The 26,743-nt window shown below is 69.9% G+C and carries 26 protein-coding genes; 22 read left to right on the top strand and 4 right to left on the bottom strand.

From position 1 onward, the window contains the following. The first annotated feature begins 25 nt into the window (after positions 1-25). The 3 genes from IEZ17_RS24880 to IEZ17_RS24870 all read left to right on the top strand — a co-directional run bounded on the left by IEZ17_RS24880 (position 26) and on the right by IEZ17_RS24870 (position 4,398). Positions 26-727: an HAD family hydrolase gene (locus tag IEZ17_RS24880; RefSeq protein ID WP_189303695.1), complete on the top strand. Its 702-nt coding sequence runs from the start codon at positions 26-28 to the stop codon at positions 725-727. 372 nt (positions 728-1,099) lie between these two features. Next, entirely contained in the window at positions 1,100-2,707 is a 1,608-nt protein-coding gene (locus tag IEZ17_RS24875) for an ABC transporter substrate-binding protein (protein WP_189303692.1), read from the top strand. Positions 2,708-2,802: 95 nt separating this feature from the next. Continuing rightward, positions 2,803-4,398 carry an ABC transporter substrate-binding protein gene (locus tag IEZ17_RS24870; RefSeq protein ID WP_189303690.1) on the top strand — a complete coding sequence of 532 codons (1,596 nt, stop codon included), beginning with the start codon at positions 2,803-2,805 and terminating at the stop codon, positions 4,396-4,398. A gap of 94 nt (positions 4,399-4,492) precedes the next feature. On the opposite strand, the gene IEZ17_RS24865 is transcribed toward IEZ17_RS24870, so the two are convergent. Both IEZ17_RS24865 and IEZ17_RS24860 read right to left on the bottom strand, forming a co-directional pair. After that, on the bottom strand, positions 4,493-5,164 hold the full coding sequence (locus IEZ17_RS24865) for a response regulator (protein ID WP_136743828.1): 672 nt from the start codon (positions 5,162-5,164) through the stop codon (positions 4,493-4,495). Between the two features lie 153 nt (positions 5,165-5,317). Then, positions 5,318-6,280 (bottom strand): RecB family exonuclease, encoded by a 963-nt coding sequence (locus IEZ17_RS24860; protein ID WP_189303688.1) that lies wholly within the window; start codon positions 6,278-6,280, stop codon positions 5,318-5,320. A 223-nt stretch (positions 6,281-6,503) separates the two neighbouring features. On the opposite strand from IEZ17_RS24860, the gene IEZ17_RS24855 reads away from it, so the two are divergent. From IEZ17_RS24855 to IEZ17_RS24845, 3 genes are all read left to right on the top strand, one after another. Then, complete coding sequence (locus IEZ17_RS24855) at positions 6,504-7,766, top strand: site-2 protease family protein (RefSeq protein ID WP_189303686.1); 1,263 nt, start codon at positions 6,504-6,506, stop codon at positions 7,764-7,766. Positions 7,767-8,094: 328 nt separating this feature from the next. Further along, positions 8,095-9,054, top strand: a complete 960-nt coding sequence (locus IEZ17_RS24850; RefSeq protein ID WP_189303685.1) for a tRNA (adenine-N1)-methyltransferase — start codon at positions 8,095-8,097, stop codon at positions 9,052-9,054. 195 nt (positions 9,055-9,249) lie between these two features. Then, positions 9,250-9,831 (top strand): hypothetical protein, encoded by a 582-nt coding sequence (locus IEZ17_RS24845; protein WP_189303683.1) that lies wholly within the window; start codon positions 9,250-9,252, stop codon positions 9,829-9,831. A 90-nt stretch (positions 9,832-9,921) separates the two neighbouring features. Here IEZ17_RS24845 and IEZ17_RS24840 read toward each other — a convergent pair whose 3' ends face one another. Then, positions 9,922-10,215 carry a ferredoxin gene (locus IEZ17_RS24840; protein WP_189303681.1) on the bottom strand — a complete coding sequence of 98 codons (294 nt, stop codon included), beginning with the start codon at positions 10,213-10,215 and terminating at the stop codon, positions 9,922-9,924. Between the two features lie 249 nt (positions 10,216-10,464). Between IEZ17_RS24840 and arc the strand changes: the two genes are divergently transcribed. The 6 genes from arc to prcA all read left to right on the top strand — a co-directional run bounded on the left by arc (position 10,465) and on the right by prcA (position 16,795). Further along, positions 10,465-12,231, top strand: a complete 1,767-nt coding sequence (gene arc, locus IEZ17_RS24835; protein ID WP_189303679.1) for a proteasome ATPase — start codon at positions 10,465-10,467, stop codon at positions 12,229-12,231. A gap of 274 nt (positions 12,232-12,505) precedes the next feature. Further along, a complete protein-coding gene (gene dop / locus IEZ17_RS24830) occupies positions 12,506-14,017 on the top strand; it encodes a depupylase/deamidase Dop (protein WP_373299919.1) in 1,512 nt (503 codons plus the stop codon). A 188-nt stretch (positions 14,018-14,205) separates the two neighbouring features. Beyond that, positions 14,206-14,424: a ubiquitin-like protein Pup gene (locus IEZ17_RS24825; protein WP_189303677.1), complete on the top strand. Its 219-nt coding sequence runs from the start codon at positions 14,206-14,208 to the stop codon at positions 14,422-14,424. Between the two features lie 5 nt (positions 14,425-14,429). Beyond that, positions 14,430-15,032, top strand: a complete 603-nt coding sequence (locus IEZ17_RS24820) for an endonuclease VII domain-containing protein (RefSeq protein ID WP_189303675.1) — start codon at positions 14,430-14,432, stop codon at positions 15,030-15,032. Continuing rightward, positions 14,984-15,829, top strand: coding sequence for a proteasome subunit beta (gene prcB, locus IEZ17_RS24815; protein WP_189303673.1), 846 nt, complete (start codon positions 14,984-14,986; stop codon positions 15,827-15,829). Before IEZ17_RS24820 ends, prcB begins: the two co-directional genes overlap by 49 nt. Before the next feature lie 66 nt (positions 15,830-15,895). After that, the gene (prcA, locus tag IEZ17_RS24810) at positions 15,896-16,795 is read left to right on the top strand and encodes a proteasome subunit alpha (RefSeq protein ID WP_189303671.1); all 900 of its coding nucleotides are present in this window, start codon (positions 15,896-15,898) and stop codon (positions 16,793-16,795) included. A gap of 55 nt (positions 16,796-16,850) precedes the next feature. On the opposite strand, the gene IEZ17_RS24805 is transcribed toward prcA, so the two are convergent. Next, the gene (locus IEZ17_RS24805) at positions 16,851-17,975 is read right to left on the bottom strand and encodes a LacI family DNA-binding transcriptional regulator (protein ID WP_189303669.1); all 1,125 of its coding nucleotides are present in this window, start codon (positions 17,973-17,975) and stop codon (positions 16,851-16,853) included. Positions 17,976-18,097: 122 nt separating this feature from the next. On the opposite strand from IEZ17_RS24805, the gene IEZ17_RS24800 reads away from it, so the two are divergent. The 10 genes from IEZ17_RS24800 (at position 18,098) to tatC (ending at position 26,604) form a co-directional block, all read left to right on the top strand. Further along, complete coding sequence (locus IEZ17_RS24800; protein WP_189303667.1) at positions 18,098-19,357, top strand: MFS transporter; 1,260 nt, start codon at positions 18,098-18,100, stop codon at positions 19,355-19,357. 9 nt (positions 19,358-19,366) lie between these two features. Beyond that, complete coding sequence (gene pafA, locus IEZ17_RS24795) at positions 19,367-20,728, top strand: Pup--protein ligase (protein ID WP_189303665.1); 1,362 nt, start codon at positions 19,367-19,369, stop codon at positions 20,726-20,728. Between the two features lie 138 nt (positions 20,729-20,866). Continuing rightward, on the top strand, positions 20,867-21,880 hold the full coding sequence (locus IEZ17_RS24790; RefSeq protein ID WP_189303663.1) for an FKBP-type peptidyl-prolyl cis-trans isomerase: 1,014 nt from the start codon (positions 20,867-20,869) through the stop codon (positions 21,878-21,880). A 68-nt stretch (positions 21,881-21,948) separates the two neighbouring features. Beyond that, positions 21,949-22,323 carry an FKBP-type peptidyl-prolyl cis-trans isomerase gene (locus IEZ17_RS24785; RefSeq protein ID WP_189303661.1) on the top strand — a complete coding sequence of 125 codons (375 nt, stop codon included), beginning with the start codon at positions 21,949-21,951 and terminating at the stop codon, positions 22,321-22,323. Positions 22,324-22,437: 114 nt separating this feature from the next. Beyond that, positions 22,438-23,478 carry a helix-turn-helix transcriptional regulator gene (locus IEZ17_RS24780; RefSeq protein ID WP_189303659.1) on the top strand — a complete coding sequence of 347 codons (1,041 nt, stop codon included), beginning with the start codon at positions 22,438-22,440 and terminating at the stop codon, positions 23,476-23,478. A gap of 21 nt (positions 23,479-23,499) precedes the next feature. Further along, positions 23,500-24,450 carry a helix-turn-helix transcriptional regulator gene (locus IEZ17_RS24775; RefSeq protein WP_189303657.1) on the top strand — a complete coding sequence of 317 codons (951 nt, stop codon included), beginning with the start codon at positions 23,500-23,502 and terminating at the stop codon, positions 24,448-24,450. Between the two features lie 46 nt (positions 24,451-24,496). Then, positions 24,497-24,757 carry a hypothetical protein gene (locus tag IEZ17_RS24770; RefSeq protein ID WP_189303655.1) on the top strand — a complete coding sequence of 87 codons (261 nt, stop codon included), beginning with the start codon at positions 24,497-24,499 and terminating at the stop codon, positions 24,755-24,757. Between the two features lie 123 nt (positions 24,758-24,880). Further along, a complete protein-coding gene (locus IEZ17_RS24765; protein WP_189303653.1) occupies positions 24,881-25,084 on the top strand; it encodes a hypothetical protein in 204 nt (67 codons plus the stop codon). 206 nt (positions 25,085-25,290) lie between these two features. Further along, on the top strand, positions 25,291-25,590 hold the full coding sequence (tatA, locus tag IEZ17_RS24760) for a Sec-independent protein translocase subunit TatA (RefSeq protein ID WP_189303651.1): 300 nt from the start codon (positions 25,291-25,293) through the stop codon (positions 25,588-25,590). Positions 25,591-25,653: 63 nt separating this feature from the next. Beyond that, positions 25,654-26,604 carry a twin-arginine translocase subunit TatC gene (gene tatC / locus IEZ17_RS24755; protein ID WP_189303649.1) on the top strand — a complete coding sequence of 317 codons (951 nt, stop codon included), beginning with the start codon at positions 25,654-25,656 and terminating at the stop codon, positions 26,602-26,604. The last annotated feature ends 139 nt before the right edge of the window (positions 26,605-26,743 follow it).

Raw genomic sequence — 26,743 nt, 5'->3', positions numbered from 1 at the left:
GGGACGTCCCAACGGAGGTGGATGGATGACCAGCAGCATCCCCGCAGTCGGCACCCGTACAGCCGAAGCCGCGACCCTCCAAGCCGTATTCCTCGATCTGGACGGCACCCTCGTCGATACGGAGGGGTTCTGGTGGGAGGCGGAGTCCGAGGTCTTCGCCGAGCTCGGCCACACCCTCGACGACGCCCACCGCGAGGTCGTCGTCGGCGGGCCGATGACCCGCAGTGCCGGCTATCTGCTCCGGGCCACCGGCGCCGACATCGGACTGGCGGAGCTGAGCGCGCTGCTCAACGCGGCGTTCACGGCCCGGATCGGCCGCGGGGTCCCGCTGATGCCGGGCGCCCGCAGACTGCTGGCCGAGCTGGCCGCCCACGAGGTCCCCACGGCCCTGGTCTCCGCCGCGCACCGGAGCATCATCGAGCGGATGCTGCACTCCCTCGGCCCCGAGAACTTCCGTCTGACGCTCGCGGGCGACGACCTGGAGCGTACGAAGCCGCACCCGGACCCGTATCTGACGGCCGCCGCGCGGCTGGGCGTGGACCCGGCCCGGTGCGCCGTCGTCGAGGACACCCTGACCGGGGTCACGGCGGGGGAGGCGGCGGGCTGCCGGGTGGTCGCGGTGCCGTCCGTGACGGCCATCCCGCCCGCCCCGGGCCGTACCGTCGTGGACTCGCTAGAGGAAGTCGATCTCCCTTTTCTCCGGGCGCTCATCACGGAAAGCCGCTGAGCCGTGCACTGAGCGTGTCCCGGGGAATCCCGCGGAACTCAGGGCAGCGGTTCGCTCATTTTCCGTGACGAATACACCTGTGAAATTCCTGTGGTCCACAGGTTCATTGAACGCGTGACGTTTCTCACGTCCCCGGCCGTCGACAGCGGGCCCGAACGGTGATCCACCCCGCTCCGCGGGGGGTTTCTACGGGGGTAAGTGTCCGGATTGGTGGAACAACGCGTGAAACGTTCCACCGTTCGGATATCGATCACCGTGCTGCCGCTATCCCGCGCCATATCGCTGCAACTCCATTGCGTCGATGACCCGCTGGCGGTGCCTACTAATCTCGACGCGAGCAACACCTCTGCGCTGATAAGGAACCTGCCGACGATGAATCGCAAGACCTTGGTGCTGCCGGCGCTGGCCGGACTCCTCGCCCCGGCTCTCGCTGCGTGCGGCAGCTCGGACGGCGCGGGCTCGGGCGGCTCGCCGATCGTCATCGGCGTCGCCGCGCAGATCGAGGCAGCCAAGGCGGCGCCGGCGCCCCTGGACCCGGCGCAGGCGTACGACGTCGACGCGTGGAACGTGTTGCGCAGCACCCTCCAGACGCTGATGCGGCAGCCCCGGACCGGTACCGCTCCGGTGCCGGAGGCCGCCGACTCGTGCGGCTTCCGCGACACCCAGAACGAGCAGTACCGATGTACCTTGCGCACCGGCCTGAAGTTTTCGAACGGGCATGCGCTGACGTCGCGGGACGTGAAGTTCTCCATCGACCGCCTGCGGACCATCAACTACACCAACGGCCCGGTGTCGCTGCTCAACGACATCGACCGGGTCGAGACCCCGAGCGACCGTGAGGTGGTCTTCCACCTCACCAAGCCGGACGCCACCTTCCCGCAGAAGCTCGCCACCCCGGCCGCCGCGATCGTCGACAGCCAGGTCTACCCGAACAACAGCCTCTACAAGGGCTGGGACGTGGTCGGCTCCGGCCCGTACACCGTCAAGACCGAGCGCGACGGCGACCACATCACCAAGGCCACCTTCACCAAGAACCCCGACTACAAGGGCGGGCTGACGGTGAAGAACGACAAGGTCGAGATGCGGTTCTTCGACAACTCCACGGAGATGGAGTCGGCGCTCCGCAAGGGCGACGTGGACCTGGTGAACCGCGGCCTGTCGCCGGACCAGGTCAAGGGACTCCAGAACTCCGGGGACAAGCACATCATGCTCCAGGAGATGCCGGGCCAGGAGATCCGCTACATCGCCTTCAACACCAAGGACCCGGCCGTCTCCAACAAGGCCGTACGGCAGGCGATGGCACAGGTCGTCAACCGCTCCCAGCTCGTGCGCGACGTCTACTCGTACACCGGCGACCCGCTCTACTCGCTCGTGCCCACCGGCCTCACCGGCCACATCAACTCCTTCTTCACCAAGTACGGCAACCCCGACGTCCCCGCTGCCCGCCAGACCCTGTCGCAGGCGAACATCACCACCCCGGTGAAGTTCACCCTGACGTACACCAAGAACCACTACGGCTCCAGCACGGCGAAGGAGTTCCAGGCGCTCCAGCAGCAGCTCAACAGCACCAAGCTCTTCGACGTCAGCATCCAGGGCGTCGACAAGTGGCAGCAGTTCCGCACCGACGAGTCGAGCGGCAAGTACGCGGCGTACGGCATGGGGTGGTTCGCCGACATCCCCGACGCGGACAACTACATCGCGCCCTTCATCGGCAAGGGGAACTTCCTCAACCTGCCCTACCGGAACGACAAGATCGAGTCAGATCTGATTCCGGCCACCCGGCAGCAGGCCGACCGCAACGCCGCCGCGGCTGGCTTCAAGGAGGCGCAGGACATCCTCGCCGACGACGTCCCGATCCTCCCGCTGTGGCAGGGCAAGCAGTATGTTGCCGCGCGCGATAACGTCACCGGCGTCGAATGGGCCCTCAACTCCTCCTCGGCGCTACAGATCTGGGAGCTCGGCCGCGGCGTCTCCCGCTGACCGCGTGCCGCGTACCCTCACCTCGCATCCACCTGCCGCCGCGGCGCCCCCGCCGCGGCCCGACCGGCATCACCCAGAACGTGAGGAACCACCGAGTGAAGCGTGACCAGTGGCTGGCCGCCCCGATCCGAGCGGGGCTGGCGACAGCTCTGCTCGCGGTCGCCGGATGCGGCACGGACAACTCACCGGCGGCCGGCCACGGGGAGCCCGTGGTCATGGGCATGACGGACAAGGTTGTCGCCACAGACCCCGCCGCCGGCTATGACCCCGGCTCCTGGCTTCTGTTCAACAACGTCTTCCAGTCGCTGCTGAGCTTCCCCAAGGGCAGTACGACCCCGGAACCGGAAGCCGCCGAGAGCTGCGGCTTCACCGACACCGCCAGCAAGGTCTACCGCTGCACCCTCAAGGACGGCCTGACCTTCAGCAACGGCGACAAGCTCACCTCACAGGACGTCAAGTTCTCCTTCGACCGCACGCGGCGGATCAAGGACAAGGACGGCCCCGCCGTGATGTTCTCCGCCCTCGACGCGGTCGAGGCCCCGGACGCCAAGACCGTCGTCTTCCGCCTCAAGACGCCCGACGCCACCTTCCCCATGAAGATCGCCTCGGGCGCCGGCTCCATCGTCGACCACGCCGTCTACCCCGCCGACCGGCTGCGCACCGACGGCAAGGCCACCGGCTCCGGCGTCTACTCCCTCGACTCCTACGGGCCCCAGCAGGCCAAGTTCTCCGTCAACTCGTCCTACAAGGGCCCCGCCAAGGTCAAGAACGCCGGTATGACCGTGAAGTTCTTCGGCGGCACCGACCAGCTCAAGAAGGCCGTCCAGAGCGGCGACGTCGACGTCGCCTACCGCGGTCTCGCCATGAAGGACATCGCCTTACTCGACCACGCCTCCCTGGAGCAGCAGCACGGCACCCAGGTCGTCGAGGGCGGCAGCGCCGAGGTCATGCACCTGGTCTTCAACCTGAACGACCCGGTCGCCGGCAAGATCGGCGTCCGCAAGGCCATCGCCTACCTGCTCGACCGCTCCACCCTCGTACGGGACGTCTACCAGCGCACCGCCGAACCGCTCTACTCGGTCGTCCCGGCCGGCATCACCGGCCACACCACCCCGTTCTTCGACACCTACGGCGACCGCCCGCAGCCCGACAAGGCCGCCGCGGCACTCCGCGAAGCCGGCATCCAGGGCAAGGTCCAGCTCACCCTGTGGGCCACCCCCGACCGGTACGGCCCCGGCACCGTCCCCGCCGTCCGGGAAATCGCCCAACAGCTCAACGCCAGCAAGCTGTTCGACGCCCAGGTGCGCAGCGTCCCCACCCACGAGTACGAGCAGGGCATGGCGTCCGGCCGCTTCGGCACCTACGTGAAGGGCTGGATCCCGGACTACCCGGACCCGGACAACTTCACCCAGCCGTTCTTCGGCAAGGACAACGTGCTGGACAACCACTACAACTCGCCCGTCATCTCGGGCCAGCTGCTGCCGAAGACGGCCGACCAGCCCAACCGCGGCGCCACCAAGGGGGCCTTCCGCGAGCTCCAGGACATCGTCGCCAAGGACCTGCCGGTCATCCCGATCTGGCAGGGCAAGCAGTACGCGGTGGCCCGCCAGGGCATCTCCGGCCTGGAGTGGACGCTCGACTCGTCGACCGTCTTCCGCTTCTGGGAGATCAGCAAGTCCGCCGCGGGCTGACCGGCCCGCAGACGACGCCGGGGCCGGTCCGGGAACTCCCCGGACCGGCCCCGCCTGCTCTGCGCTCCTGACGCGGCCCGCGGGCCGCCAAGGGCTACTGCGCGCCGGGCCGCACCAACCCGCTCTCGTACGCGTACACCGCGGCCTGCACCCGGTCCCGCAGCCCCAGCTTCGTCAGCACATGGCCCACATGCGTCTTCACCGTCGTCTCGCTGACGAACAGATCCGCCGCGATCTCCGCGTTCGACAACCCGCGCGCCACCAGCTTCAGCACCTCCACCTCCCGCTCGGTGAGCGTATGGAGGGTGTCCGGCACCGGCTCCTCGCCCGACGGCAGATGACCGGCGTACTTGTCCAGCAGCCGCCGGGTGATGCTCGGCGCGAGCATCGCCTCGCCGGCCGCCACCACCCGGATCGCCTGCACCAGCTCATTTGCCGGCGCGTCCTTCAGCAGAAAGCCGCTCGCCCCGGCCCGCAGCGCCTCGACGACATACTCGTCCAGATCGAACGTCGTCAGCACCAGCACCTTGGCCGGACCGTCCTTCGCCGGACCGGTGATCTGACGGGTCGCCTCGACACCGTCCATCCGCGGCATCCGGATGTCCATCAGCACCACATCGGGCTGGAGTGCCCGGACCTGGTCCAGCGCCTGGAGACCGTCGCCCGCCTCACCGACGACCGCCAGATCCTGCTCCGCCTCCAGAATCATCCGGAAACCCGTACGCAGCAGGGGCTGGTCGTCGACCAGCAGGACGCGGATAGCCACAAGCGCTCCTTCGACAGGGCTCGATCTATTCGATCAGCTCCATTCTGCCCTGCGGCCCGCCCTCGCCGTCCGCCGGGCGCACCAGCAACGACCGCGTCCGCGGGGAGCAACCCCCGGACCCCTGGCCGGATCAGCCACCGCCGCCCGCACGGGCTACGACTGCGTCTCCCGTGGGGCAACCCCCGGCCCTCCGGCCGGATCAGCCACCGCCGCCCGCACGGGCAACGGGTACACCGGGGGAGTGCCACCGAACTCCGGGCAGTGCGCCTGGTGGTCGCACCAGCCGCACAGCTTCGTCGGCCGGGGGCGCCAGTCCCCGGTCTCCGTCGCCACCCGGATCGCCTCCCACAGGGCCAGCAACTTCCGCTCCACGGCCCGCAGATCGGCCTCACCCGGGTCGTACGTGACCACCTCCCCGCTGCCCAGATACACCAGCTGGAGCCGCCGCGGCACCACACCCCGCAGCCGCCACACCACCAGTGCGTAGAACTTCATCTGGAACAGCGCGCCCTCGGCGAACTGCGGTCGCGGCGCCTTGCCCGTCTTGTAGTCGACCAGCCGCACCTCGCCCGTCGGCGCCACATCGACGCGGTCGATGAACCCCCGCAGCCGCAGCCCCGAATCCAGCACCGTCTCCACGTACAGCTCGCGGTCCGCCGGCTCCAGCCGCGTCGGGTCCTCCAGCGAGAACCACCGCTCCACCAGCGCCTCGGCCTCCGCAAGCCACTGCCCCAGCCGCGCCCCGTCCGCGTCGTCCTCGAACAACCCGGCCAGCTCCGGGCGCTTGGCCAGCAGCTTCTCCCACTCGCCGGGCACCATCGCCCGCGCCCCGGACGCCGTACGCTCCGCCGCCGGGGCGTCGAAGAGCCGCTCCAGCACCGCGTGCACGACCGTGCCCCGGGTCGCCGCCGCGCTCGGCTTCTCCGGCAGCTTGTCGATCACGCGGAAGCGGTAGAGCAGCGGGCACTGCATGAAATCGCCGGCCCGCGACGGCGACAGCGCCACCGGCGGCTGCGCCCCGCCCTGCGCCGGCACCCCGGCCGCCTCCTGCGCCGCACCGGACTCGCGCCCGCCACCCTGCGGCGCCGCCTCGGTCTTCTCCGTGCTCCATCCCATGCCACGAAACCCTACGGCCCGCCACTGACAATCGCCGACGGGTCACGAGCGGTGAGCGCCCCGGCCCGCGAACTGCCCGCCGCAGACCGGGTGACAGCCCCCGGCACCCGCGTCGGATCACGGCGGGAAGCTCCGCATACCATCGACGTCGGGCACCTTTGCCCTGCATGATCGAGTTATCACGCAGAGCAGGCGCCAATGCCGTATTCGACGAGGGGATGCCGTGGACGAGAGCGGGAAGCCGCAGGACCCCGAGGAGTCCGCGCAGACCCAGCCGCCCCAGCAGCCCGAGGACACCAGCGGCTCCAAGGGACCGGCGCCGGGCAGGCAGCGGGGCACCGGCGGCGGCATCCTCATGGGTCGCCCCTTCGGCGTGCCCGTCTACGTCGCGCCCAGCTGGTTCCTGGTCGCCGCCCTGATCACCTGGGTCTTCGGCGGCCAACTGGAGCGCGTGCTGCCCGAGCTCGGCGCCGCCCGCTACCTGGTCTCCCTCTTCTTCGCGGTCGCCTTCTACGCCTCCGTGCTCGTCCACGAACTCGCGCACACCGTCGCGGCGCTCAGCTTCAAGCTCCCCGTGCGCCGCATCCAGCTCCAGTTCTTCGGCGGCGTCTCCGAGATCGAGAAGGAGACCGAGACCCCCGGCCGGGAATTCGTCCTCGCCTTCGTCGGCCCGCTGCTCTCCCTCGTCCTCGCCGGCGTCTTCTACGTGGGCATGCAGATGGTCGAACCGGGCACCGTCCCCGGCGTCCTGCTCGCCGGCCTGATGATCTCCAACCTCATCGTCGCGATCTTCAACCTGCTCCCCGGCCTCCCCCTGGACGGCGGCCGGATGCTGCGCGCCGTCGTCTGGAAGATCACCGGCAGGCCCATGAGCGGCACCATCGCCGCTGCCTGGGTCGGCCGCGCGCTCGCCGTCACCGTCCTCATCGGCCTGCCGCTGCTCACCCACACCGGCGCTCTCGGCCGCGCCCCCGAAGAGATCGGCGGCGCCGACTCGCTCACCGACGCCCTGCTCGCCGCGATCCTCGCCGCCATCATCTGGACCGGCGCCGGCAACAGCCTCCGCATGGCCCGGCTGCGCGAACGCCTCCCCGACCTCACCGCCCGCACGCTCACCCGGCGCGCCATCCCCGTCGAGACCGACACCCCGCTCTCCGAGGCGCTGCGCCGTGCCAACGACGCCGGCGCCCGCGCCCTGGTCGTCGTCGACCGCCAGGGCACCCCCACCGCCCTCGTCCGCGAGGCCGCCATCGTCGGCGTCCCCGACCACCGCCGCCCCTGGGTCCCCGTGGGCACCCTCGCCCAGGACCTCAAGGACGGGATGCGCGTCGGCGCCGAACTGGCCGGCGAGGACCTCCTGGAGTACCTCCGCGCCACCCCGGCCACCGAATACCTGGTCGTGGAGGGAACCGGCGAGATCTACGGCGTCCTGTCCACCGCCGACGTGGAACGCGCCTTCGTCGCCGCCATGGCCCGCCCGTCCTGAGCCGCCTCGGCCACCCGTACGGTCCGCGCGTCCTAGCCTGCCCGCGCCGGCCCCGCACCGGCTGCGCGCGGCCGTCCTGCCGACGCCCTCGGCCGCACCCTCCCGCCCTCCCCGCCCCCCGGCCCGTCCCCGCACCCGCGGTTCTCGCCGCGCACCCCTGGGTAGCCCCCAGCCGGGGGGACAGCCGCGTTCGACGGTCCCGATAGCGCCCGGCCCGCGGCCCCCCCGCACCGCCGCCCGCCCGGAGGCGCGGCCGGCCCCGCGCTCCGGCACCCCGCCCGCGGCTCCCCTGGTACGGGGCATGCCGCGTGGCCGGTAGGCTGGTCACATGTCCGAACCGACCGGTGCCGCCCGCCGTCGCGGGCCCTTCAAGGTCGGGGACCAGGTCCAGCTCACCGACCCCAAGGGACGCCACTACACCTTCACGCTCGAAGAGGGCAAGAGCTTCCACACCCACAAGGGAGCCTTCCCCCACGACGAGCTGATCGGCGCTCCCGAGGGCAGTGTTGTCCGTACCACCGGGAACGTCGCCTACCTCGCGCTGCGCCCCCTGCTCCCCGACTACGTCCTGTCCATGCCCCGCGGTGCCGCCGTGGTCTACCCCAAGGACGCGGGGCAGATCCTGGCGATGGCCGACATCTTCCCCGGCGCCCGCGTCGTCGAGGCGGGGGTGGGATCCGGCTCCCTCAGCAGCTTCCTGCTGCGCGCCATCGGCGACGACGGCATGCTGCACTCCTACGAGCGCCGCGCCGACTTCGCCGAGATCGCCACCCAGAACGTGGAGCGTTACTTCGGCGGCCCGCACCCCGCCTGGACGCTCACCGTCGGCGACCTCCAGGACAACCTCTCCGACACCGACGTCGACCGCGTCATCCTGGACATGCTCGCCCCCTGGGAGTGCCTGGAGGCCGTCTCCAAGGCGCTGGTGCCCGGCGGCATCCTGTGCGCCTACGTGGCCACCACCACGCAGCTGGCCCGCACCGTCGAGGCGATCCGCGAACACGGCACCTTCAACGAGCCGTCGGCCTGGGAGACCATGGTCCGCACCTGGCACGTCGAGGGCCTCGCCGTCCGCCCCGACCACCGCATGATCGGCCACACCGGCTTCCTGCTCACCGCGCGCCGTCTCGCCGACGGCGTCGAGCCCCCGCTGCGCCGCCGCCGGCCGGCGAAGGGCGCCTACGGGGAGGACTACACCGGGCCGGGTGGGCGGGAGAAGAGCGCACCCGGAAGGCCCGACGGGGCGGCGGCAACCGGCCGCCCGGACGGCTCCGCCGAGGGCGGCTGACGCACCCGGCCCGGCCGCCGAACCACCAGGCGCCGCCGACGAGTTCCCCTGTCCGGGAACCGCCGGCGGCGCCGTTTCGTTTCCACCCCGGCATCTGCACGGAAAACTCCGCCCCCGCCGGTTCCTTGCCGCCCTCTCCTGTGGAACGATGCTGGGCACTCCCACCGCCACAGCACTTCACAGGAGTTACCCCACGTGCAGCCCTTGGCAGGCCAGGACCTGTTGCACACCCAGCCCCACTCCATGCACTGGCTCGCCACCGCGACCGCCATCTCGGCGGTCATCGCGGTCTCGTCCCTCATCCAGCCGCCCGATGCCACGGCCACGGCGGTCGCCACCACCCGGTCCGCCCGGTCCGCGCCGGCCCCCGACCCGGGCAGGGTGACGTTCCCGGTCGACTGCGGACCCAACCGCCTCGACGTGACCCGGAAGGTCTCCGGCGACCTCGACGGCACCGGCGGCACGGAGACCGTCGCCGTGGTCCGCTGCCACAGCGACACCGGCACCCCGCCCAGCGGCGTCTACGTCCTCGCGCAGCCCTCCGACCCCAAGGCCGCACCGCGCATCGTCGCGACCCTCCTGGCGCCCGCCCAGCGGCTCACGGTCCAGGACCTCGACATCCAGGGCCGGGAGATCTCCACGACGCTCCTGGGCTACTCCACGCTCGATGTGCCGCGCTGCTGCCCCGACGTCCACAAGAGCCTCAAGTGGCAATGGCGGGGCGGGAAGTTCGTCCAGAGCGAACTCCCCGCCGGTGCCACAACCGAGGGTGCCTGATCCGTCACACGACGTGCTCGCATCCGGCGTTTCCCTACGCCTCGGCTACGCCCTGTCCGTGCCGCGTCTACGCCGCGTGATCCATGCCGTTCACTCCGCGTCCGGCCCGTAGACCTCGACCAGGTCGGCGACGCGGCGCACGTGGATGCAGTCGCCGGGGCACTCGTTGGCCGAGTCCCGTACATCGTTGAGCAGCGGCAGGGGGACGGGGGTTGTGGCCCCCTTCTCCTGCAACAGCTCGTCGTCGGGGCTCTTGACATACGCCAGGCCGTCGATGTCCAGCTCGAAGACCTCCGGCGCGTACTGCGCACAGATGCCGTCCCCGGTGCACAGGTCCTGGTCGATCCAGACTTCCAGCTCCGGTGCTTCGTCCTGCGCGGTCATCTCGCCTGCCGTTCCTGCGTACGTGAACCGTTTTTGCCTAAGTGGCGCCAGCCCTGACGGGTGTTGACCGACTCGACGATACAACCGCTCGCTTTCCGATGTTGTTGGGTGGGTATTCCCTTGGCGTGAGGACGTGCGCAAGGGTGAAGATCGGACACACCCCGACAGTCTTTTCGATCTAGGGGTTTCAACCTGCACCGGCCCAGGTAGGGTCAGGAAGCGTCCAGCTCCTTGGAGGAGGTGAGGACCGTGGCAGCCCACGACGACGACATCAACCGCGGCATCCGGCCGGGGCGCGGGTCTGAAGATCCAGCCGGCCAGGTTGCCTATCTTGAGCAGGAGATCGCCGTCCTGCGACGCAAGCTCGCCGACTCTCCGCGGCACACGAGGATTCTCGAAGAGCGGATCGTCGAGCTGCAGACCAACCTGGCCGGCGTTTCCGCTCAGAACGAGCGTCTCGCCAATACGCTCCGCGAGGCCCGCGACCAGATCGTCGCGCTCAAGGAGGAGGTCGACCGGCTCGCACAGCCGCCGGCCGGCTTCGGTGTCTTCCTACAGGCCAACGAGGACGGCACGGTCGACATTTTCACCGGAGGGCGAAAGCTCCGGGTGAACGTCAGCCCCAGCGTTGAGATCGACGACCTCCGGCGCGGCCAAGAGGTGATGCTCAACGAAGCGCTCAACGTGGTCGAAGCCATGGAGTACGAGAGCGCCGGCGACATCGTCACCCTCAAGGAAATCCTTGAGGACGGCGAGCGCGCGCTGGTCATCGGGCACACCGACGAGGAAAGGGTGGTGCGGCTCGCCGAGCCGCTGCTGGACACCACCATCCGCCCCGGCGACGCCCTGCTGCTCGAATCCCGCTCCGGCTATGTCTACGAGGTCATCCCGAAGAGCGAGGTCGAGGAACTGGTCCTCGAAGAGGTTCCGGACATCGACTACACCAAGATCGGCGGTCTGGGCGGCCAGATCGAGCAGATCCGGGACGCGGTCGAGCTCCCCTACCTCTACCCCGACCTCTTCAAGGAACACGAACTCCGCCCGCCCAAGGGTGTCTTGCTCTACGGCCCGCCCGGCTGCGGCAAGACGCTCATCGCCAAGGCGGTCGCCAACTCCCTTGCCAAGAAGGTCGCCGAAGTCACCGGGCAGCCGGCCGGGAAGAGCTTCTTCCTGAACATCAAGGGCCCCGAGCTGCTCAACAAGTACGTCGGCGAGACCGAGCGGCACATCCGCCTGGTCTTCCAGCGCGCCAGGGAAAAGGCGAGCGAGGGCACGCCCGTCATCGTCTTCTTCGACGAGATGGACTCCCTCTTCCGCACCCGCGGATCCGGTGTCAGCTCGGACGTGGAGAACACCATCGTCCCCCAGCTGCTCTCCGAGATCGACGGTGTGGAGGGCCTGGAGAACGTCATCGTGATCGGTGCCTCGAACCGCGAGGACATGATCGACCCGGCGATCCTGCGCCCCGGCCGGCTCGACGTGAAAATCAAGATCGAGCGTCCGGACGCGGAGGCCGCCAAGGACATCTTCTCGAAGTACCTCACGGAAAACCTCCCGCTGCACGCCGACGATCTCGCCGAACACGGCGATTCGCGCAAGGCCGCGGTCAGCGGGATGATTCAGTCGGTCGTCGAGCAGATGTACGCGGAATCCGAGGAAAACCGATTCCTGGAGGTCACCTATGCCAATGGTGACAAGGAAGTCCTTTACTTCAAGGATTTCAACTCCGGTGCGATGATCGAAAACATCGTCGGACGTGCGAAGAAGATGGCCATCAAGGCTTTCCTCGAGCACAACCAGAAGGGTCTGCGGGTCTCCCACCTCCTCCAGGCGTGCGTGGACGAGTTCAAGGAGAACGAGGACCTGCCCAACACCACCAACCCGGACGACTGGGCCCGGATCTCCGGAAAGAAGGGCGAGCGGATCGTATACATCCGCACCCTTGTCACCGGAAAGCAGGGCGCGGACACCGGTCGCTCCATCGACACGGTGGCGAATACCGGCCAATACCTGTAACACCGCTCTCCGGCTGCGGATGTCCTGCACGGGGCGTCCGCAGCCGGACGCTTTTCCGGGGGCGAGCGGACCGCCCCCGACAGCAGCGATGAACCAGGGAAAACCGGACTGGAGCAATGACTGTAATGATCTCCCCAGCGCCGCAGAGGCGTTCTAGGCTCTTCGGTACCGCTGCGTCACGCTGTGCGGACGCGGGGCACGCACACGGACCGGAAGCGCAGCGGTACTTGAGCGCCGTCCCCACCCGGGGGCGCCGCCGGGCAAGGAGGGCCGCATGACCGTACGGCGAGTAATGGGGATCGAGACGGAGTACGGGATCTCCGTCCCCGGCCACCCGAATGCCAATGCCATGCTCACCTCGTCCCAGGTCGTCAACGCCTACGCGGCAGCGATGCACCGGGCGCGACGTGCCCGCTGGGACTTCGAGGAGGAGAACCCGCTGCGGGACGCCCGCGGCTTCGACCTCGCCCGCGAGGCCGCCGACTCCAGCCAGCTCACCGACGAGGACATCGGCCTGGCCAATGTCATCCTCACCAACGGGGCCAGGCTCTACGTCGACCACGCGCACCCCGAGTACAGCGCTCCCGAGGTCACCAATCCGCGGGACGCGGTCCTCTGGGACAAGGCCGGTGAGCGGATCATGGCCGAGGCCGCCGAGCGGGCCGCCCAGGTCCCCGGCGCCCAGCCGATCCACCTCTACAAGAACAACACCGACAACAAGGGCGCCTCCTACGGGACGCACGAGAACTACCTGATGAAGCGGGAGACCCCCTTCTCGGACATCGTGCGCCACCTGACGCCGTTCTTCGTCTCCCGCCAGGTCGTCACCGGCGCCGGCCGGGTCGGCATCGGCCAGGACGGCCACGAGCACGGCTTCCAGATCAGCCAGCGCGCCGACTACTTCGAGGTGGAGGTGGGCCTGGAGACGACCCTCAAGCGGCCCATCATCAACACCCGCGACGAACCGCACGCGGACGCGGAGAAGTACCGCCGGCTGCACGTGATCATCGGCGACGCCAACCTCTCCGAGATCTCGACGTACCTGAAGCTGGGCACCACCTCTCTGGTGCTGTCCATGATCGAGGACGGCTTCATCGCCGTCGACCTGGCCGTCGACCAGCCCGTACGGACCCTGCACCACGTCTCGCACGACCCCACGCTGCAACACCTGATCACGCTCCGCAGCGGCCGTACGCTCACCGCCGTACAGCTCCAGATGGAGTACTACGAGCTGGCCCGCAAATTCGTCGAGGACCGCTACGGGGCGGACGCGGACGAGCAGACCAAGGACGTCCTGACCCGGTGGGAGGACGTGCTCGGGCGGCTGGAGAACGACCCGATGAGCCTGTCCGGCGAGCTGGACTGGGTCGCCAAGCGCGAGCTCATGGAGGGCTACCGCCGCCGGGACGGCCTGGACTGGGACGCCGCCCGGCTGCACCTCATCGACCTCCAGTACGCCGACGTACGGCCGGAGAAGGGCCTGTACAACCGTCTGGCGGCCCGCGGCAAGATGAAGCGGCTCCTGGACGAGCCGGCGGTCGAGCGGGCCGAGCTGAAGCCTCCGGAGGACACCAGGGCCTACTTCCGCGGTCGCTGCCTGGAGCAGTACGCGGACGACGTCGCCGCCGCCTCGTGGGATTCGGTCATCTTCGATCTGCCCGGCCGTGACTCCCTGCAACGGGTTCCCACGCTGGAGCCACTGCGCGGGACCCGTAAGCACGTCAAGGAGCTGCTGGACCGGTGCCGGACGGCAGAGGAGCTGGTCAGGACGCTGGCCGGCCGCTGATGTGCGGCAGGTTCATGGCAAATTCGCCATGATCGGCAGCTGATCCACGGCTGAAAAGGCCGCGGCGCGGGAATCATGGAGGTGACTCCCGGGCGTTGCACCAAGTGCAGGGCCGATGTCGGACCCTGCTTGTAGGGTCGGATCTTGAAGGTCACATCGAGCGGGGCGAACCGAGCGGGGTGAGGGATATGGCGACCAAGGACAGCGGCGGCGGACAGCAGAAGGCCACCCGTTCCACCGAAGAGGTCGAGGAGCAGGCGCAGGACGCGCAGGCTTCGGGCGACCTCAAGGAACGCCAGGAGAAATTGTCGGACGACGTGGATTCGGTGCTGGACGAAATCGACGACGTACTTGAGGAGAACGCCGAGGATTTCGTGCGGTCATTTGTGCAAAAAGGTGGGCAATAACGGGCATGCCGGATTCGCTCGACAAGCAGTGCACCGGGTGTAAGCGCCGTTTTTCGCTCACCTCGTTCGCTGCGGACAAGAACCGGCGTGATGGCCTTCAAGTGCGGTGCCGAGAGTGCGTGGCGGAGTGCAGCGCCGCGCGCTATCGGCGCCGCCAGGCCGCTCTGGGTAAGACGGTCCGCGAGAAGAGAGACGTCCCGCCTGGACACAAGCAGTGCCGCAGGTGCGGTGAGATCAAGCCGCACAGCGAGTGGCATCGCAACGCAACCGCCTCGGACGGACTGTCGACCCGTTGCAAATCATGCAGAGCCGCTGAAGGACGGGCCGGGTACTCGAAGCGCGAGTACGGCATCAGCGAAGCGGATCGCGACGCGATGCTCAAGGAGCAGTGGGGGTTGTGCCCGATCTGCCTGGAGTCCGACGCCGTGCATGTGGATCACGATCACGCGACGGGTAGGGTCCGGGGCGTACTGTGCTTCAGCTGCAACGCAGCCTTGGGTCAATTCAAGGACCGGCCGGACGCCTTGAGGCGGGCGGCCGGGTATCTGGAAGGAAACGTGTGGAAGCCAATACTCGAAGCACCGGGCGTCTACCGGCTGCCTTCCTGACGCCTGGATCCTCGTCGTTCATGGACTTTCTCGGCGGGCAGGCGCCCGAGCTGCTGCCGGGCAAGCGCCCGTTGCCGCCGGTGCAGGGCGCCATCGAGGCACCGCACGGCACGACCATCGTGGCGGTGTCGTTCCCCGGCGGTGTGGTGCTCGCCGGTGACCGCCGGGCGACGATGGGCAATGTGATCGCGCAGCGCGACATCGAGAAGGTCTTCCCGGCCGACGAGTACTCGGCGGTCGGCATCGCGGGCACGGCCGGGCTCGCGGTGGAGATGGTCAAGCTGTTCCAGCTGGAGCTGGAGCACTTCGAGAAGGTCGAAGGGGCCCAACTCTCCTTGGAGGGCAAGGCGAATCGTCTCTCGACGATGATTCGCAGCAACCTCGGGATGGCCATGCAGGGCCTCGCCGTGGTGCCGCTGTTCGCCGGCTACGACATCGACCGCGAGAAGGGCCGTATCTTCTCGTACGACGTCACCGGCGGGCGCTCCGAGGAGCACGGCTTCGCGGCGACGGGCTCCGGCTCGGTCTTCGCGCGCAGTGCGCTGAAGAAGCTCTTCCGCGAGGACTTCACGGAGCATCAGGCCGCCACCGCCGTCGTCCAGGGGCTGTACGACGCCGCCGACGACGACTCGGCGACCGGCGGGCCGGACATGGCGCGGCGGATCTATCCGATCGTCACGGTGATCACCGAAGAGGGCTTCAAGAAGCTCACCGAGGCCGAGGTCTCGGAGATCGCCCGTGCGGTTCACGAGCGCCGCCTCGAACAGCCCGACGGCCCGCGCGCCGCGCTGCTCTGACGGGACGGATGTTCCGCAATGCATTCGCCAGTGAGAGAGCTTTTGACAGGAAGGGACGGATAGCCGGTGTCGACGCCGTTCTATGTCTCACCCCAGCAGGCCATGGCCGACCGTGCCGAGTACGCCCGCAAGGGCATCGCGCGCGGTCGCAGCGTCGTGGTCTTGCAGTACACCGACGGCGTGGTCTTCGTCGCCGAGAATCCCTCCCGCGCCCTGCACAAGGTCAGCGAGATCTATGACCGCATCGCCTTCGCGGCGGTCGGCAAGTACAACGAGTTCGAGAACCTGCGGATCGGCGGCGTGCGCTACGCCGATCTGCGCGGCTACACCTACGACCGGGAGGACGTGACAGCGCGCGGTCTGGCGAACGTCTACGCCCAGACGCTCGGCTCGATCTTCTCCAGCGCGGCCGAGAAGCCCTACGAGGTCGAGCTGATCGTGGCCGAGGTGGGCAACGCCCCCGAGGACGACCAGATCTACCGGCTGCCGCACGACGGCTCGATCGTGGACGAGCACGGCTCGGTCGCGGTGGGCGGCAACGCCGACCAGATCAGCAGCTATCTCGACCAGCGGCACCGCGACGGGATGACGCTGGCGGAGGCGCTGCGGCTGGCGGTGGATTCGCTGTCGCGGGACACCAACGGCGGCGAGCGGACGCTGACCGCCGAGCATCTGGAGGTCGCCACCCTGGACCGTACGCGCCCGCAGCAGCGGAAGTTCAAGCGGATCCTGGGCCGCCAGCTGTCCCGGCTGCTGGACGAGCACGGTGGCTCGGGGGCGGAGAAGCCCGAGGCCGGTGCCGAGGGGGACGCGGGCGAGTCCTCGGGGGCCGGTGACGCGGCCGGCAAGGGTGCCAAGGGAAAGGGCGCCAACGGCAAGGCGGCCGACGGCGGCACCGGCGCCAAGGACGACTCCGGTCCGGGGGCCGCGGACGGGAGCGAAGCGGAGTCCGGGTCCGAGGACTGAGGATTCCGGAGGATCGCCGCCGGGCCGGTGTGCCCGGATCGCGCGCCCCGGTGGGTCATCGCCCGCCGGGGCGCGCGCTGTTGTGCGGGTCGCCCGGCGGCGGGGCCGTGGAGCCGCGCGGGACGAGCGTGACGGGGAGCGTCGGGGCGTCGGCGGGGACGCCGTCCAGTACGGCCATCAGGGCGCGCATACCGGCCTCGCCGAACTCCTCGGCGGGGAGCCGTACGGTCGTCAGTTCCGGTTCCACGGCGACGGCCAGGGCCAGGTCGTCGAAGCCGGTGACCGAGATGTCCTCGGGGATGCGCAGGCCGAGGCGGCGCACGGCCTTGCAGGCGCCGGCGGCGATGATGTCGTCGTCGCAGAGGAGCGCGGTGGGGCGGGGGCCGGGGGCGGTCAACGCGGTGTGCGCGGCGCGGAGTCCGGCCGCGACGCTCAGCGCGGCCGGCTGCCGGCACAGCACGGCGCCCGGGACGCCGGCCAGGGCGTCGGTGAGGGTCCCGGCGCGGACGGCAAAGGTCCAGGAGTCGACATCGGCCGCGAGATGGGTGATGCGGCGGTGCCCGAGGCCGGTGAGGTGGCCGGCCAACTGCCGTACGCCGTCGGCGATGTCGAGGTTGACGGTGGCGGTGGCGCGGGTGTCGGCGGGGTCGCTGTCGAGCATCACCAGGGGCAGGCCGGCGGTGCGCAGCGGGGTGAGGGCGTCGGCGGCCATGGAGGAGGCGATGACGCCGTCGAGGGTGGCGGCGGCCGAGTCGAAGGGGTCGCGGGCCGGGCCGATGCCCTCGGGGGAGGGGTAGAGGACCACGCCGAAGTCGTGGTCGGCGGCGATGCGGGCGGCGCCCGTGTAGACCCGGGCGAAGAACTCGGTGGTCAGCGCGGGGACGACGAGCAGCGCCGTACGGGTGCGGCCCATGCGCAGGCTGCGGGCGGCGAGGTTGGGGCGGTAGCCCAGCTCGCGGGCGGCGGCGCGGACGGCGTCGGCCTTGCCCGGGGAGACCCGGCCGCGCCACTTGTCGCCGAGGACGAGGGAGACGGCGGCCTGCGAGACGCCGGCGGCGCGGGCGACATCGCGGCTGGTGACGCGGCCGGCGGCGGCCGGGCTACGAGGGGGCGCGGCGTCGGCCGCTCCAGTGGAGCCGGTGCTCGCACCGGGAGGCTGCGCGGCCTCGTTGCTGGTCACCGGGGGGTCACTCCTTGCTTCCGTCCGCTGCGGGGTGGACCCGCGGATTGCCGCCATGGTACGTATGACGCCGGAAGTTATACGTAACACGTCCGGGCCGGCCCGGACGGAGAGGGGCAGGTATGGCCGCCGGATATGCGGATTTGCTCAGAACCCGGCATGCGGCCCGGCTGCTGGCGGGGACCCTGGTGGGCCGGCTGCCGAACGCCACCGCGCCGCTCGCGGTGGTCCTCTTCGTCCGTGCCGAGGGCGGCAGCTACGCGCTGGCCGGAGCGCTCTCCGCGGCCTACGGCGTCTGCAATGCGATCGGCCAGCCGCTCCTCGGACGGGCGGTGGACCTCTACGGGCAGCCGCGGGTGATGCTGCCCGCCTCGGTGCTCTCCGCGCTCGGGATGGCGCTGCTGGCGGCCGTGGGGATCGATCCGCTGTGGCTCGCCTATGCCGCCGTGGTGATCGCCGGCTTCTTCACCCCGCCGCTGGAAGGAGGGCTGCGGGCGCTGTGGCCGGGGGTGCTCCAGCGCGCGGACCGGGTGCACGCCGCGTACGCGCTGGACGCGGTGGCGCAGGAAGTCATGTTCGCGGTGGGGCCGTTGCTGGTCACGCTGTGCGTGGCGGCCTGGTCGGCCGGCGCGGCGCTGCTGGTCATCAACGCGCTCGGGGTGCTCGGTGCGCTGTCCGTCGTGGTCTCCGAGCCCTCCCGGGAATGGCGCAGCGGGCCGCGCGAGGCGCACTGGCTGGGGGCGCTGCGCTCGGCCGGGATGCTGGTGCTGATCGGCACGTTCTTCTTCGTCGGGCTGGCGCTGGGGTCGATCGCGGTGGCGGCGGTGGCGTACGCCGATGAGCACGGCGGCGGGATGATCTCCAGCTATCTGCTCTCCGCGCTCGGCGTCGGCGCGCTGGCCGGCGGCATCGTCTACGGCGCCCGGGAGTGGCCGGGGCGTCCCGAAGGGCGGCTGCGGCTGCTCGTCGCGCTGCTGGCGCTGGGGTATCTGCCGCTGGCGCTGGTGCCGGGTGTGGCCGGGATGACGGCGCTGACGGGGGTGGCCGGGGTGTTCCTGGCGCCGGCGCTGGCCTGCGCGTTCGTGGTGGTGGACCGGCATGCGCCCAAGGGGACGGTGACGGAGGCGTTTTCCTGGTTGGTGACCACGTTCGGGGTCGGATCGGCCGTGGGTGCCTCGGTGGTGGGCCCGGTGGTGGAGGCCGGCGGTTCGGCGGCCGGGTTCGCGGTCGCCGGGGCCGGCGGGATCGCCGCGCTGCTCGTCCTTTTGTCGACGAAGCGATTTCTGGGTGATCCGGTGCAGCGTACAGCGGGTGCGCGCCCGGCGGAAAATGATCGAAACGGGGCTGTCGAACCCGGTTTCAGAGCAGGCCATCAGGCGTAATGTTCAGTCATGGACCGCCGCATTTTCGGGCTGGAGAACGAGTACGGCGTCACGTGCACGTTCAGGGGACAGCGCCGACTGTCTCCTGACGAGGTGGCGCGGTACCTCTTCCGCCGTGTCGTGTCATGGGGCCGCAGCAGCAATGTCTTCCTGCGGAACGGCGCCCGCCTGTACTTGGACGTGGGTTCGCACCCGGAATACGCAACTCCCGAGTGCGACAACGTGACCGAGCTGGTCACCCACGACAAGGCCGGTGAGCGCATTCTCGAAGGTCTGCTCGTCGACGCCGAACGCCGCCTGCACGAGGAGGGAATCGCGGGCGACGTCTACCTCTTCAAGAACAACACCGATTCGGCGGGAAACTCCTACGGCTGCCACGAGAACTATCTCGTCGCCCGGCACGGTGAGTTCTCCCGGCTCGCGGACATCCTCATTCCGTTCCTGGTCACCCGGCAGCTGCTGTGCGGCGCGGGCAAGGTGCTCCAGACGCCGCGGGGCGCCGTGTACTGCGTCAGCCAGCGCGCCGAACACATCTGGGAGGGCGTCTCCTCGGCGACCACCCGCTCCCGGCCGATCATCAACACCCGCGACGAGCCGCACGCGGACGCCGAGCGCTACCGCCGGCTGCACGTCATCGTCGGCGACTCGAACATGTCCGAGACGACGATGATGCTGAAGGTCGGCGCCACCGATCTCGTCCTGCGCATGATCGAGGCGGGCACGGTCATGCGCGATCTGACGCTGGAGAACCCGATCCGGGCGATCCGCGAGGTCAGTCACGACATCACCGGACAGCGCAAGGTGCGGCTGGCGAGCGGGCGCGAGGCGTCGGCGCTCGAAGTCCAGCAGGAGTACTACGAAAAGGCCGTCGACTTCTGCGATCGGCGCGGAATCCGGACGGGCACCGTCGCACGGGTCCTGGAGTTGTGGGGCCGTACGCTGGAGGCGATCCGGGACGAGGAACTGGACCGTATCTCCACCGAGATCGACTGGGTGATGAAGCATCAGCTCATCGAGCGCTACCGCGCGAAGAACAACATCACCATGTCCCACCCGAGAGTGGCGCAGATAGACCTCGCTTATCACGACATCCACCGCCGCCGGGGGCTTTACTACCTCCTGGAGCGGAAGGGGCAGGCGGAGCGGATCTGCAACGACTTGAAGATCTTCGAGGGCAAGTCGGTGCCGCCGCAGACCACACGTGCGCGGCTGCGCGGTGACTTCATTCGCCGGGCGCAGGAGCAGCGGCGTGATTTCACGGTCGACTGGGTGCATCTGAAGCTCAATGACCAGGCGCAGCGCACGGTCCTGTGCAAGGACCCGTTCCGTTCCGTCGACGACAGGGTGGAGAAGCTGATCGCCGGGATGTGACCGGCGGAAATGCCAGGCGGTGCGCCGGGAGCGGAATGCTCCCGGCGCATTGCGTGTGTGGTGACGGGAAACCGCCACAGGCACAGGTCGTAGAGTGGCGGCCATTGCCCATCTACCCCACGAGCCCGAGTTGGACAGATGCTGAATTCTCCCGGGGGACGCTTCCCCCGTTCGTTCACCAAGCACACCCGTCGCGCCGTTGCCGCGCTGGCCGTGCCCGTTCTGCTCTTCACCGCCGCCTGCGGGTCCGACGACGGCAAGACCTCCGGCGAAGCGGTGGTCAAGGTGACGGGCACCGCGGGCAAGAAGCCCACGATCACCGTGCCCAAGAACGCCAAGCCGGCCGACAAGGCCGTCACCAAGACCCTCATCGAGGGCAAGGGCGCGGTCGTCAACAAGGGTGATCTGGTTCGGCTGGACTTCGTCGCGCAGACGATGAAGGGCCAGAACCTCGGCAGCAGCTGGACGCCCCAGCCGGGCGCCAAGCCGGGTGCGCCGCGGACCCAGGTGGTCAGCGAGGTCACCGACCAGATGACGCAGCAGATGCTGCCGCCCAAGGTCATGACCGCGGTGGCCGGGCAGAAGGTCGGCGGCCGGTTCGAGGTCGAGGGCAGCGCGAAGGCGCTGATCGGCGAGGGCCTGAACCCGCAGTCCGGCATCAAGCCGGAGGACGGCCTCGTGTGGGTCGTGGATGTGGTCGGCGCGAAGAAGGTGGACAAGAAGGCGAAGGCCGAGGGCACCCAGGCGGCGCCGGAGGACGGGATGCCGGAGGTCAAGGCCGAGGACGCCAAGGCCGCGACGATCACCATCCCCAAGGGGGAGAAGGCACCCGCGGACCTCAAGCAGCAGGTGCTGATCCAGGGCAAGGGCGCCGAGGTGAAGGCCGGTGACGGGCTGATCGCCCAGTACACCGGTGTGAAGTGGGAGGACGGCAAGAAGTTCGACTCGTCCTGGGACCACGGGGGCGCGACGGCGTTCCAGATCGGGACCGGGCAGGTCGTCCAGGGGTGGGACCAGGCGCTGGTCGGCAAGCACGTCGGGGACCGGGTGGAGATCGTGATCCCGCCGAAGCTGGGCTACGGCGCGAGCCCGGAGCACGAGCTGGCGAAGAACACGCTGGTCTTCGTGGTGGACATCGTCGGCACGGTCTGACGGCGGGTGCCGCAAGATCTGCAAGACTGGCCCGGTAATCGTAAAGATTCGTAAGTAGGAGCACATTCGTGAGCATCGACAAGCCCGAGATCGACTTCCCCGAGGGCCCGGCTCCCACCGAGCTGGAGATCGTGGACCTGAAGGAGGGCGACGGGGCGGTCGCCAAGGCCGGGGACTTCGTCAAGGTCCACTACGTCGGCGTCTCCTTCAGCAGCGGTGAGGAGTTCGACGCGAGCTGGAACCGCGGCAAGCCGCTGGAGTTCCAGCTCGGTGCCGGCCAGGTCATCCCGGGCTGGGACCAGGGTGTGCAGGGCATGAAGGTCGGTGGCCGGCGTCGCCTGACCATCCCGCCGCACCTCGCCTACGGTGAGCGCGGCGCCGGTGGCGGCCGTATCGCGCCGAACGAGACGCTGATCTTCGTCTGCGATCTGGTCGCGGTCTGAGACCCCGTCCGACGCTCCGAGGGCCCATGCTGGATGGCATGGGCCCTCGGCTTTTGCCGCACGCACACAGGACGGTACGGTCAGCGGTCGGGAGCTCAACGAGAAAGGGCGTCGATGGCGATTGCCAAGGCCGAGCGGCTGATGAGTCTGGCGCTGTGCCTGCTGGGGACGCGACGCCCGCTGTCCAAGCGCGAGCTGCGGACGTCGATCGAGGCTTACATCGAGGTCGGTAGACCGGGAAGTGCTGGGGTCGGTAGACCGGGAAGCGCTTCGGTCGGTAGGCCCGGAGGCACTGCGGCCGGTGGGGACGAGTCCTTCAACCGGATGTTCGAGCGGGACAAGGACGATCTGCGCGAACTCGGCCTGGTCATCGAGACCGTCGACGGAATCGACGGCGAGGTCGGCTATCTCGCCCGCCGCGACAGCAACCGGCTGCCCCCCATCACCCTGGACGCCGAGGAGGCCGCCGCCCTCGGGCTCGCCGCCAAGGTCTGGCAGCAGGCCCGGCTCGCCGGCGCGGCCAGCGGCGCCCTTCAGAAGCTGCGGGCGGCCGGGATGCCGCTCGCCGGGGACGACGGGGACGTGGACGCCGGGCAGCCGCACAGCGCCCTGGAACCGCGGATCCCGACCCATGAAGCCGCCTTCGAGCCGCTGATGCTGGCCTGCCGCGACCGCCGCCCGGTCGTCTTCGACTACCGCAAGTCCAATGCCGCGCGCCCCGAGCAGCGGCACATCGAGCCGTGGATCCTGGAGTGCTGGCGCGGCCACTGGTACGTCGCCGGCTGGGACCGGGAGCGGAAGGCCGAGCGGGTCTTCCGGCTGTCCCGGATCACCGGCAAGGTCCGTTCCCGGCAAGGGGCGTTCACCGCTCCGGTGCCCGACCACGTCACCGTCCGCGAGACCGTCGAGAGCTGGGCCGGGGAGACCGCCACCGGCACCGCCCGGATCAAACTCCGCGCCGAGCACGGCTATCCGCTGCGCGCCCGGGCGCTGACCGTCCGCGCGCTGGGCGGCGGCTGGGACGAGCTGGAGATCCCGTACGGGCACGGACTGGACGCCTGGCTCGTCGAGTTCGGGCCCGATGTGGTCGTACTGGAACCCGCGGAGCTGCGCGCCGACGTCATCGACCGGCTGCGCGCCGTGGCCAAGGGCTGAGAGGGACGGGAAGCGGACTCCATGGCGACGAACGCGATCGACCAGACCCGCCGGATGCTGTCGCTGGTGACGTATCTGCGCGAGCGCCCCGGCGCCCGCGTCGGCGATGTCGCCCGCGCCTTCGGCATCACCGAGGACGAGCTGATCGGCGACCTCGACGTGCTGCCGATGTGCGGGACGAGTTTCCGCGGCGGTGACCTCCTGGACATCGACACGGACGGCGACCGCATCTGGTGGCACAACCCCGACGACGTCGCCGAGCCGTTGCGGCTGGCCGCCGACGAGGCCACCGCGCTGCTGGTCGCGGCGCGTGCGGTGGCCACCCTCCCCGGGCTGCGCGAGGGCGACCGGCAGGCGCTGCTGCGGGCCACCGCCAAGCTGGAGGCGGCGGCGGGCGAGGCGGCCGGGGCCAGCTCCCGGCTGTCGGTGACCTTCGAGTCCGAGGGCGGGGTGTTCGCCGATGTGGACCGCGCCATCGCCGAGCGCCGCCGGCTGTGGCTGCGCTACTACTCCCCGGCACGCGACGAGCTGACCGAGCGCGAGGTGGACCCGATCCGGCTGTTCGCCGTCGGCCACACCTACATGGAGGCGTGGTGCCGGCTCTCCGAGGCCCGGCGGACGTTCCGGCTCGACCGGGTGGCCGAGATCAAGCTGCTGGACGCGCCGGCCGATCCGCCGCCCGTCGAGCTGCGGGATCTGTCCGAGGGGCTGGTGCAGCCCGCGGCCGAGGACCCCGAGGTCGTGATCGAGGTCGGGCCCGGCGGGCGCTGGGTCGCCGAGTACTACCCGCACGACCGGGCCGACGAACTCCCCGACGGCGGGCTGCGGATCACCCTGCGCACCCCCGACCCGGCGTCGCTGCGGCGGCTGGCGCTGCGGCTGGGCCGGGACGGCCGGATCGTGTCTCCCGCGGAGCTCGCGGACAGCGCCCGGCAGGCGGCCGGGCAGGCGCTCGCGGCGTACGGCGGGTGAGCCCGGACCGCGCGGGCGCACCGATGACCGCAGGAGACAGCGAAGGATGACGACCACGATGGCGACGACCACCCTGGCGGGCATGACCGCTCCGGTGCTCTTCAAGGCGGCCTGCCCGGACTGCCGGGGCCGCTTCGAACTGGCCTCGGACGCCTTCCGGCTGGCGATCGGCGCCAGCAGCCGCACCACCTTCTACTCCTTCACCTGCCCCGAGTGCGACCGGGCGGTGCGCAGGCCGGCGGGGGAGCGCATCGTGCAGCTGCTCACCGGCGGCGGGGTGCGGACGCTGCGGCTGCACATCGGCTGAGGGGCCGAGCGCACCCGGCCGGCTTCCGGAGCGGCACCGCCGTACGTCCGGCGCAGGCGGGTCCGGCGTGGGCCGCTCCGGTGGCGGCCGTCCCGGTGGCGGCCCGACCGATAGGCTCGCCCCATGCTCTGGCCCATGATCGCAATCGCCCTCGGCTTCCTGGGGATCGCCGTCCTAGGCGTCCTCGCCGTCCGTGTCTTCGTCGAGGTACGGCGGCTGGCCCGGCAGGTCGGTACGGCCACGGAGCGGATCCAGCGGGCCGCACAGGACTTGGAGCGGGCCGCGGTCCCGCTCGCCTCCCGGATGCACGATGCCCGCCGTGACTGACTGCGGCGCTCTGCTCCGTGGAGATCCCGGAAGGTAGGCTGCACCAGCGGGTCAGGTCGCGCGGTGGCGCGGGCAATCCGGAATACGCACGGGGATTGCCGGACGTTCACCACCGAACGTTACGATCGAGGCACCATCAGGACACCAGTCCGACCCCATCGGCAGGCACCACAGGAAACGCCGCCCCGGCGAGAAGGTAGTCGCACATGCTAGCCAACCTGAGGCCCACCGAGATTCTGCTGATCCTCGCCGTGGTCTTCCTGCTGTTCGGCGCGAAGAAGCTTCCCGACATGGCGCGTTCGCTCGGCAAGTCGGCCCGCATCCTCAAGAGCGAGGCCAAGGCGATGAAGAAGGAGAGCGAGGCGGAGCGGGCGGCTGAGAGCGGCACCTCGACCCAGGCTCCTGCCGACGCCGCACCCCAGGCACCTCGTACGATTCAGGCTGCGCCCGGTGATGTGGCCAGCTCGCGCCCCGTGGCCGAGCCGAACCGCACCACCCAGAGCTGACCGAGCCGGATCCAGCCGTCCCGACGCCGTCGGAACGGCTGACGCACGAGACGAGGAAGTGGGTTGCCCAAGTCTGCCCGCAAGCAGGAGAAGGACCCCGAGGGGCGGATGCCCCTCGCGGCGCATCTGCGTGAGCTGCGCAACCGGCTGCTGAAATCGGTGCTGGCGATCCTTGTGGTCACCATCATCGCGGCGCTCAAGTACAGGGCGATCGCCGATTTCATCACGGGCCCGACCATCGCGGCCGTCGGCTGCCCCAAGGGCGGCTCAGCGGCCAGCGGCCACCCCTGCGCGAACATCGTCGCGCAGGGTTTCATCGCGCCGTTCACGATCATGCTCAAGCTGTCGCTGACCGTGGGACTGGTCGCCGCCAGCCCGCTGTGGCTCTACCAGCTCTGGGCCTTCCTCGCCCCCGGTCTGCACAAGCACGAGAAGAAGTACGCACTGAGCTTCGTCGCCGCCGGTGTACCGCTCTTCCTCGGCGGTGCCTACCTCGCCTACGCGGTGCTGCCCACCACCGCCGCCGCACTGGTCGGACTGACCCCCGAGAACTGGTCCAACCTCTTCCCGGCCGACGACTTCTTCGACATCGTCACGCGGATGGTGCTGGTCTTCGGCTTCTCCTTCGAGCTGCCGCTGCTGCTGGTGCTGCTCAACAAGGGCGGGGTACTCACCGGCCAGCGGATCCTGAGCTGGTGGCGGTTCATGGTGCTGGGCATCACGATCTTCGCGGCCGTCGCCACCCCCACCGGTGACCCGCTGACCATGTCGCTGCTGGCCGCCCCGATCATCCTGCTGTACTTCGGCGCCGTCGGCATCTGCCTCCTCAACGACCGCCGCCGCAAGCTCGCCGACCCGAACGCGGGTCTGTCCGACGACGAGGCGTCGGAGCTGGATCTGACGCCGTCGGACGTCGGTGCCATCGAGCCGGTCTCCTCCCAGAGGATGCTGCCGGAGCAGTCGAGCGGCGAGAACGACGGCAGCCGCCGCGGCGGCTACGACGACGCGACGTGAACGGCGGTGAGCGGGCGGCGCGCGGGAGATGATGCGTAGTCGCCGCGTCACGTGAAGTGACGCTCCGTGGACCGGCCTTGCGGCCCCCGAGCTCTTCGAGCCGGGGGCCGTCGGCTTGTGCGGGGGAGAGGGGCGGATG

This window comes from Streptomyces albospinus, from assembly GCF_014648695.1.
In the GTDB taxonomy this organism is placed as follows: domain Bacteria; phylum Actinomycetota; class Actinomycetes; order Streptomycetales; family Streptomycetaceae; genus Streptomyces; species Streptomyces albospinus.
This window is presented reverse-complemented; position numbering and strand designations above follow the sequence as displayed.

What these genes read in the sequence shown, in the direction of transcription:
- IEZ17_RS24780 (WP_189303659.1), top strand. Translation starts at nt 22,438, where the DNA reads ATGGCGATTGCCAAGGCCGAGCGGCTGATGAGTCTGGCGCTGTGCCTG.
- IEZ17_RS24800 (WP_189303667.1), top strand. Translation starts at nt 18,098, where the DNA reads ATGGCCGCCGGATATGCGGATTTGCTCAGAACCCGGCATGCGGCCCGG.
- IEZ17_RS24840 (WP_189303681.1), bottom strand. Translation starts at nt 10,215, where the DNA reads ATGACCGCGCAGGACGAAGCACCGGAGCTGGAAGTCTGGATCGACCAG.
- IEZ17_RS24860 (WP_189303688.1), bottom strand. Translation starts at nt 6,280, where the DNA reads ATGGGATGGAGCACGGAGAAGACCGAGGCGGCGCCGCAGGGTGGCGGG.
- tatA (WP_189303651.1), top strand. Translation starts at nt 25,291, where the DNA reads ATGCTAGCCAACCTGAGGCCCACCGAGATTCTGCTGATCCTCGCCGTG.
- IEZ17_RS24825 (WP_189303677.1), top strand. Translation starts at nt 14,206, where the DNA reads ATGGCGACCAAGGACAGCGGCGGCGGACAGCAGAAGGCCACCCGTTCC.
- IEZ17_RS24765 (WP_189303653.1), top strand. Translation starts at nt 24,881, where the DNA reads ATGCTCTGGCCCATGATCGCAATCGCCCTCGGCTTCCTGGGGATCGCC.
- IEZ17_RS24820 (WP_189303675.1), top strand. Translation starts at nt 14,430, where the DNA reads ATGCCGGATTCGCTCGACAAGCAGTGCACCGGGTGTAAGCGCCGTTTT.
- IEZ17_RS24880 (WP_189303695.1), top strand. Translation starts at nt 26, where the DNA reads ATGACCAGCAGCATCCCCGCAGTCGGCACCCGTACAGCCGAAGCCGCG.
- IEZ17_RS24850 (WP_189303685.1), top strand. Translation starts at nt 8,095, where the DNA reads ATGTCCGAACCGACCGGTGCCGCCCGCCGTCGCGGGCCCTTCAAGGTC.
- dop (WP_373299919.1), top strand. Translation starts at nt 12,506, where the DNA reads ATGACCGTACGGCGAGTAATGGGGATCGAGACGGAGTACGGGATCTCC.
- IEZ17_RS24790 (WP_189303663.1), top strand. Translation starts at nt 20,867, where the DNA reads ATGCTGAATTCTCCCGGGGGACGCTTCCCCCGTTCGTTCACCAAGCAC.
- pafA (WP_189303665.1), top strand. Translation starts at nt 19,367, where the DNA reads ATGGACCGCCGCATTTTCGGGCTGGAGAACGAGTACGGCGTCACGTGC.
- IEZ17_RS24775 (WP_189303657.1), top strand. Translation starts at nt 23,500, where the DNA reads ATGGCGACGAACGCGATCGACCAGACCCGCCGGATGCTGTCGCTGGTG.
- IEZ17_RS24875 (WP_189303692.1), top strand. Translation starts at nt 1,100, where the DNA reads ATGAATCGCAAGACCTTGGTGCTGCCGGCGCTGGCCGGACTCCTCGCC.
- IEZ17_RS24770 (WP_189303655.1), top strand. Translation starts at nt 24,497, where the DNA reads ATGACGACCACGATGGCGACGACCACCCTGGCGGGCATGACCGCTCCG.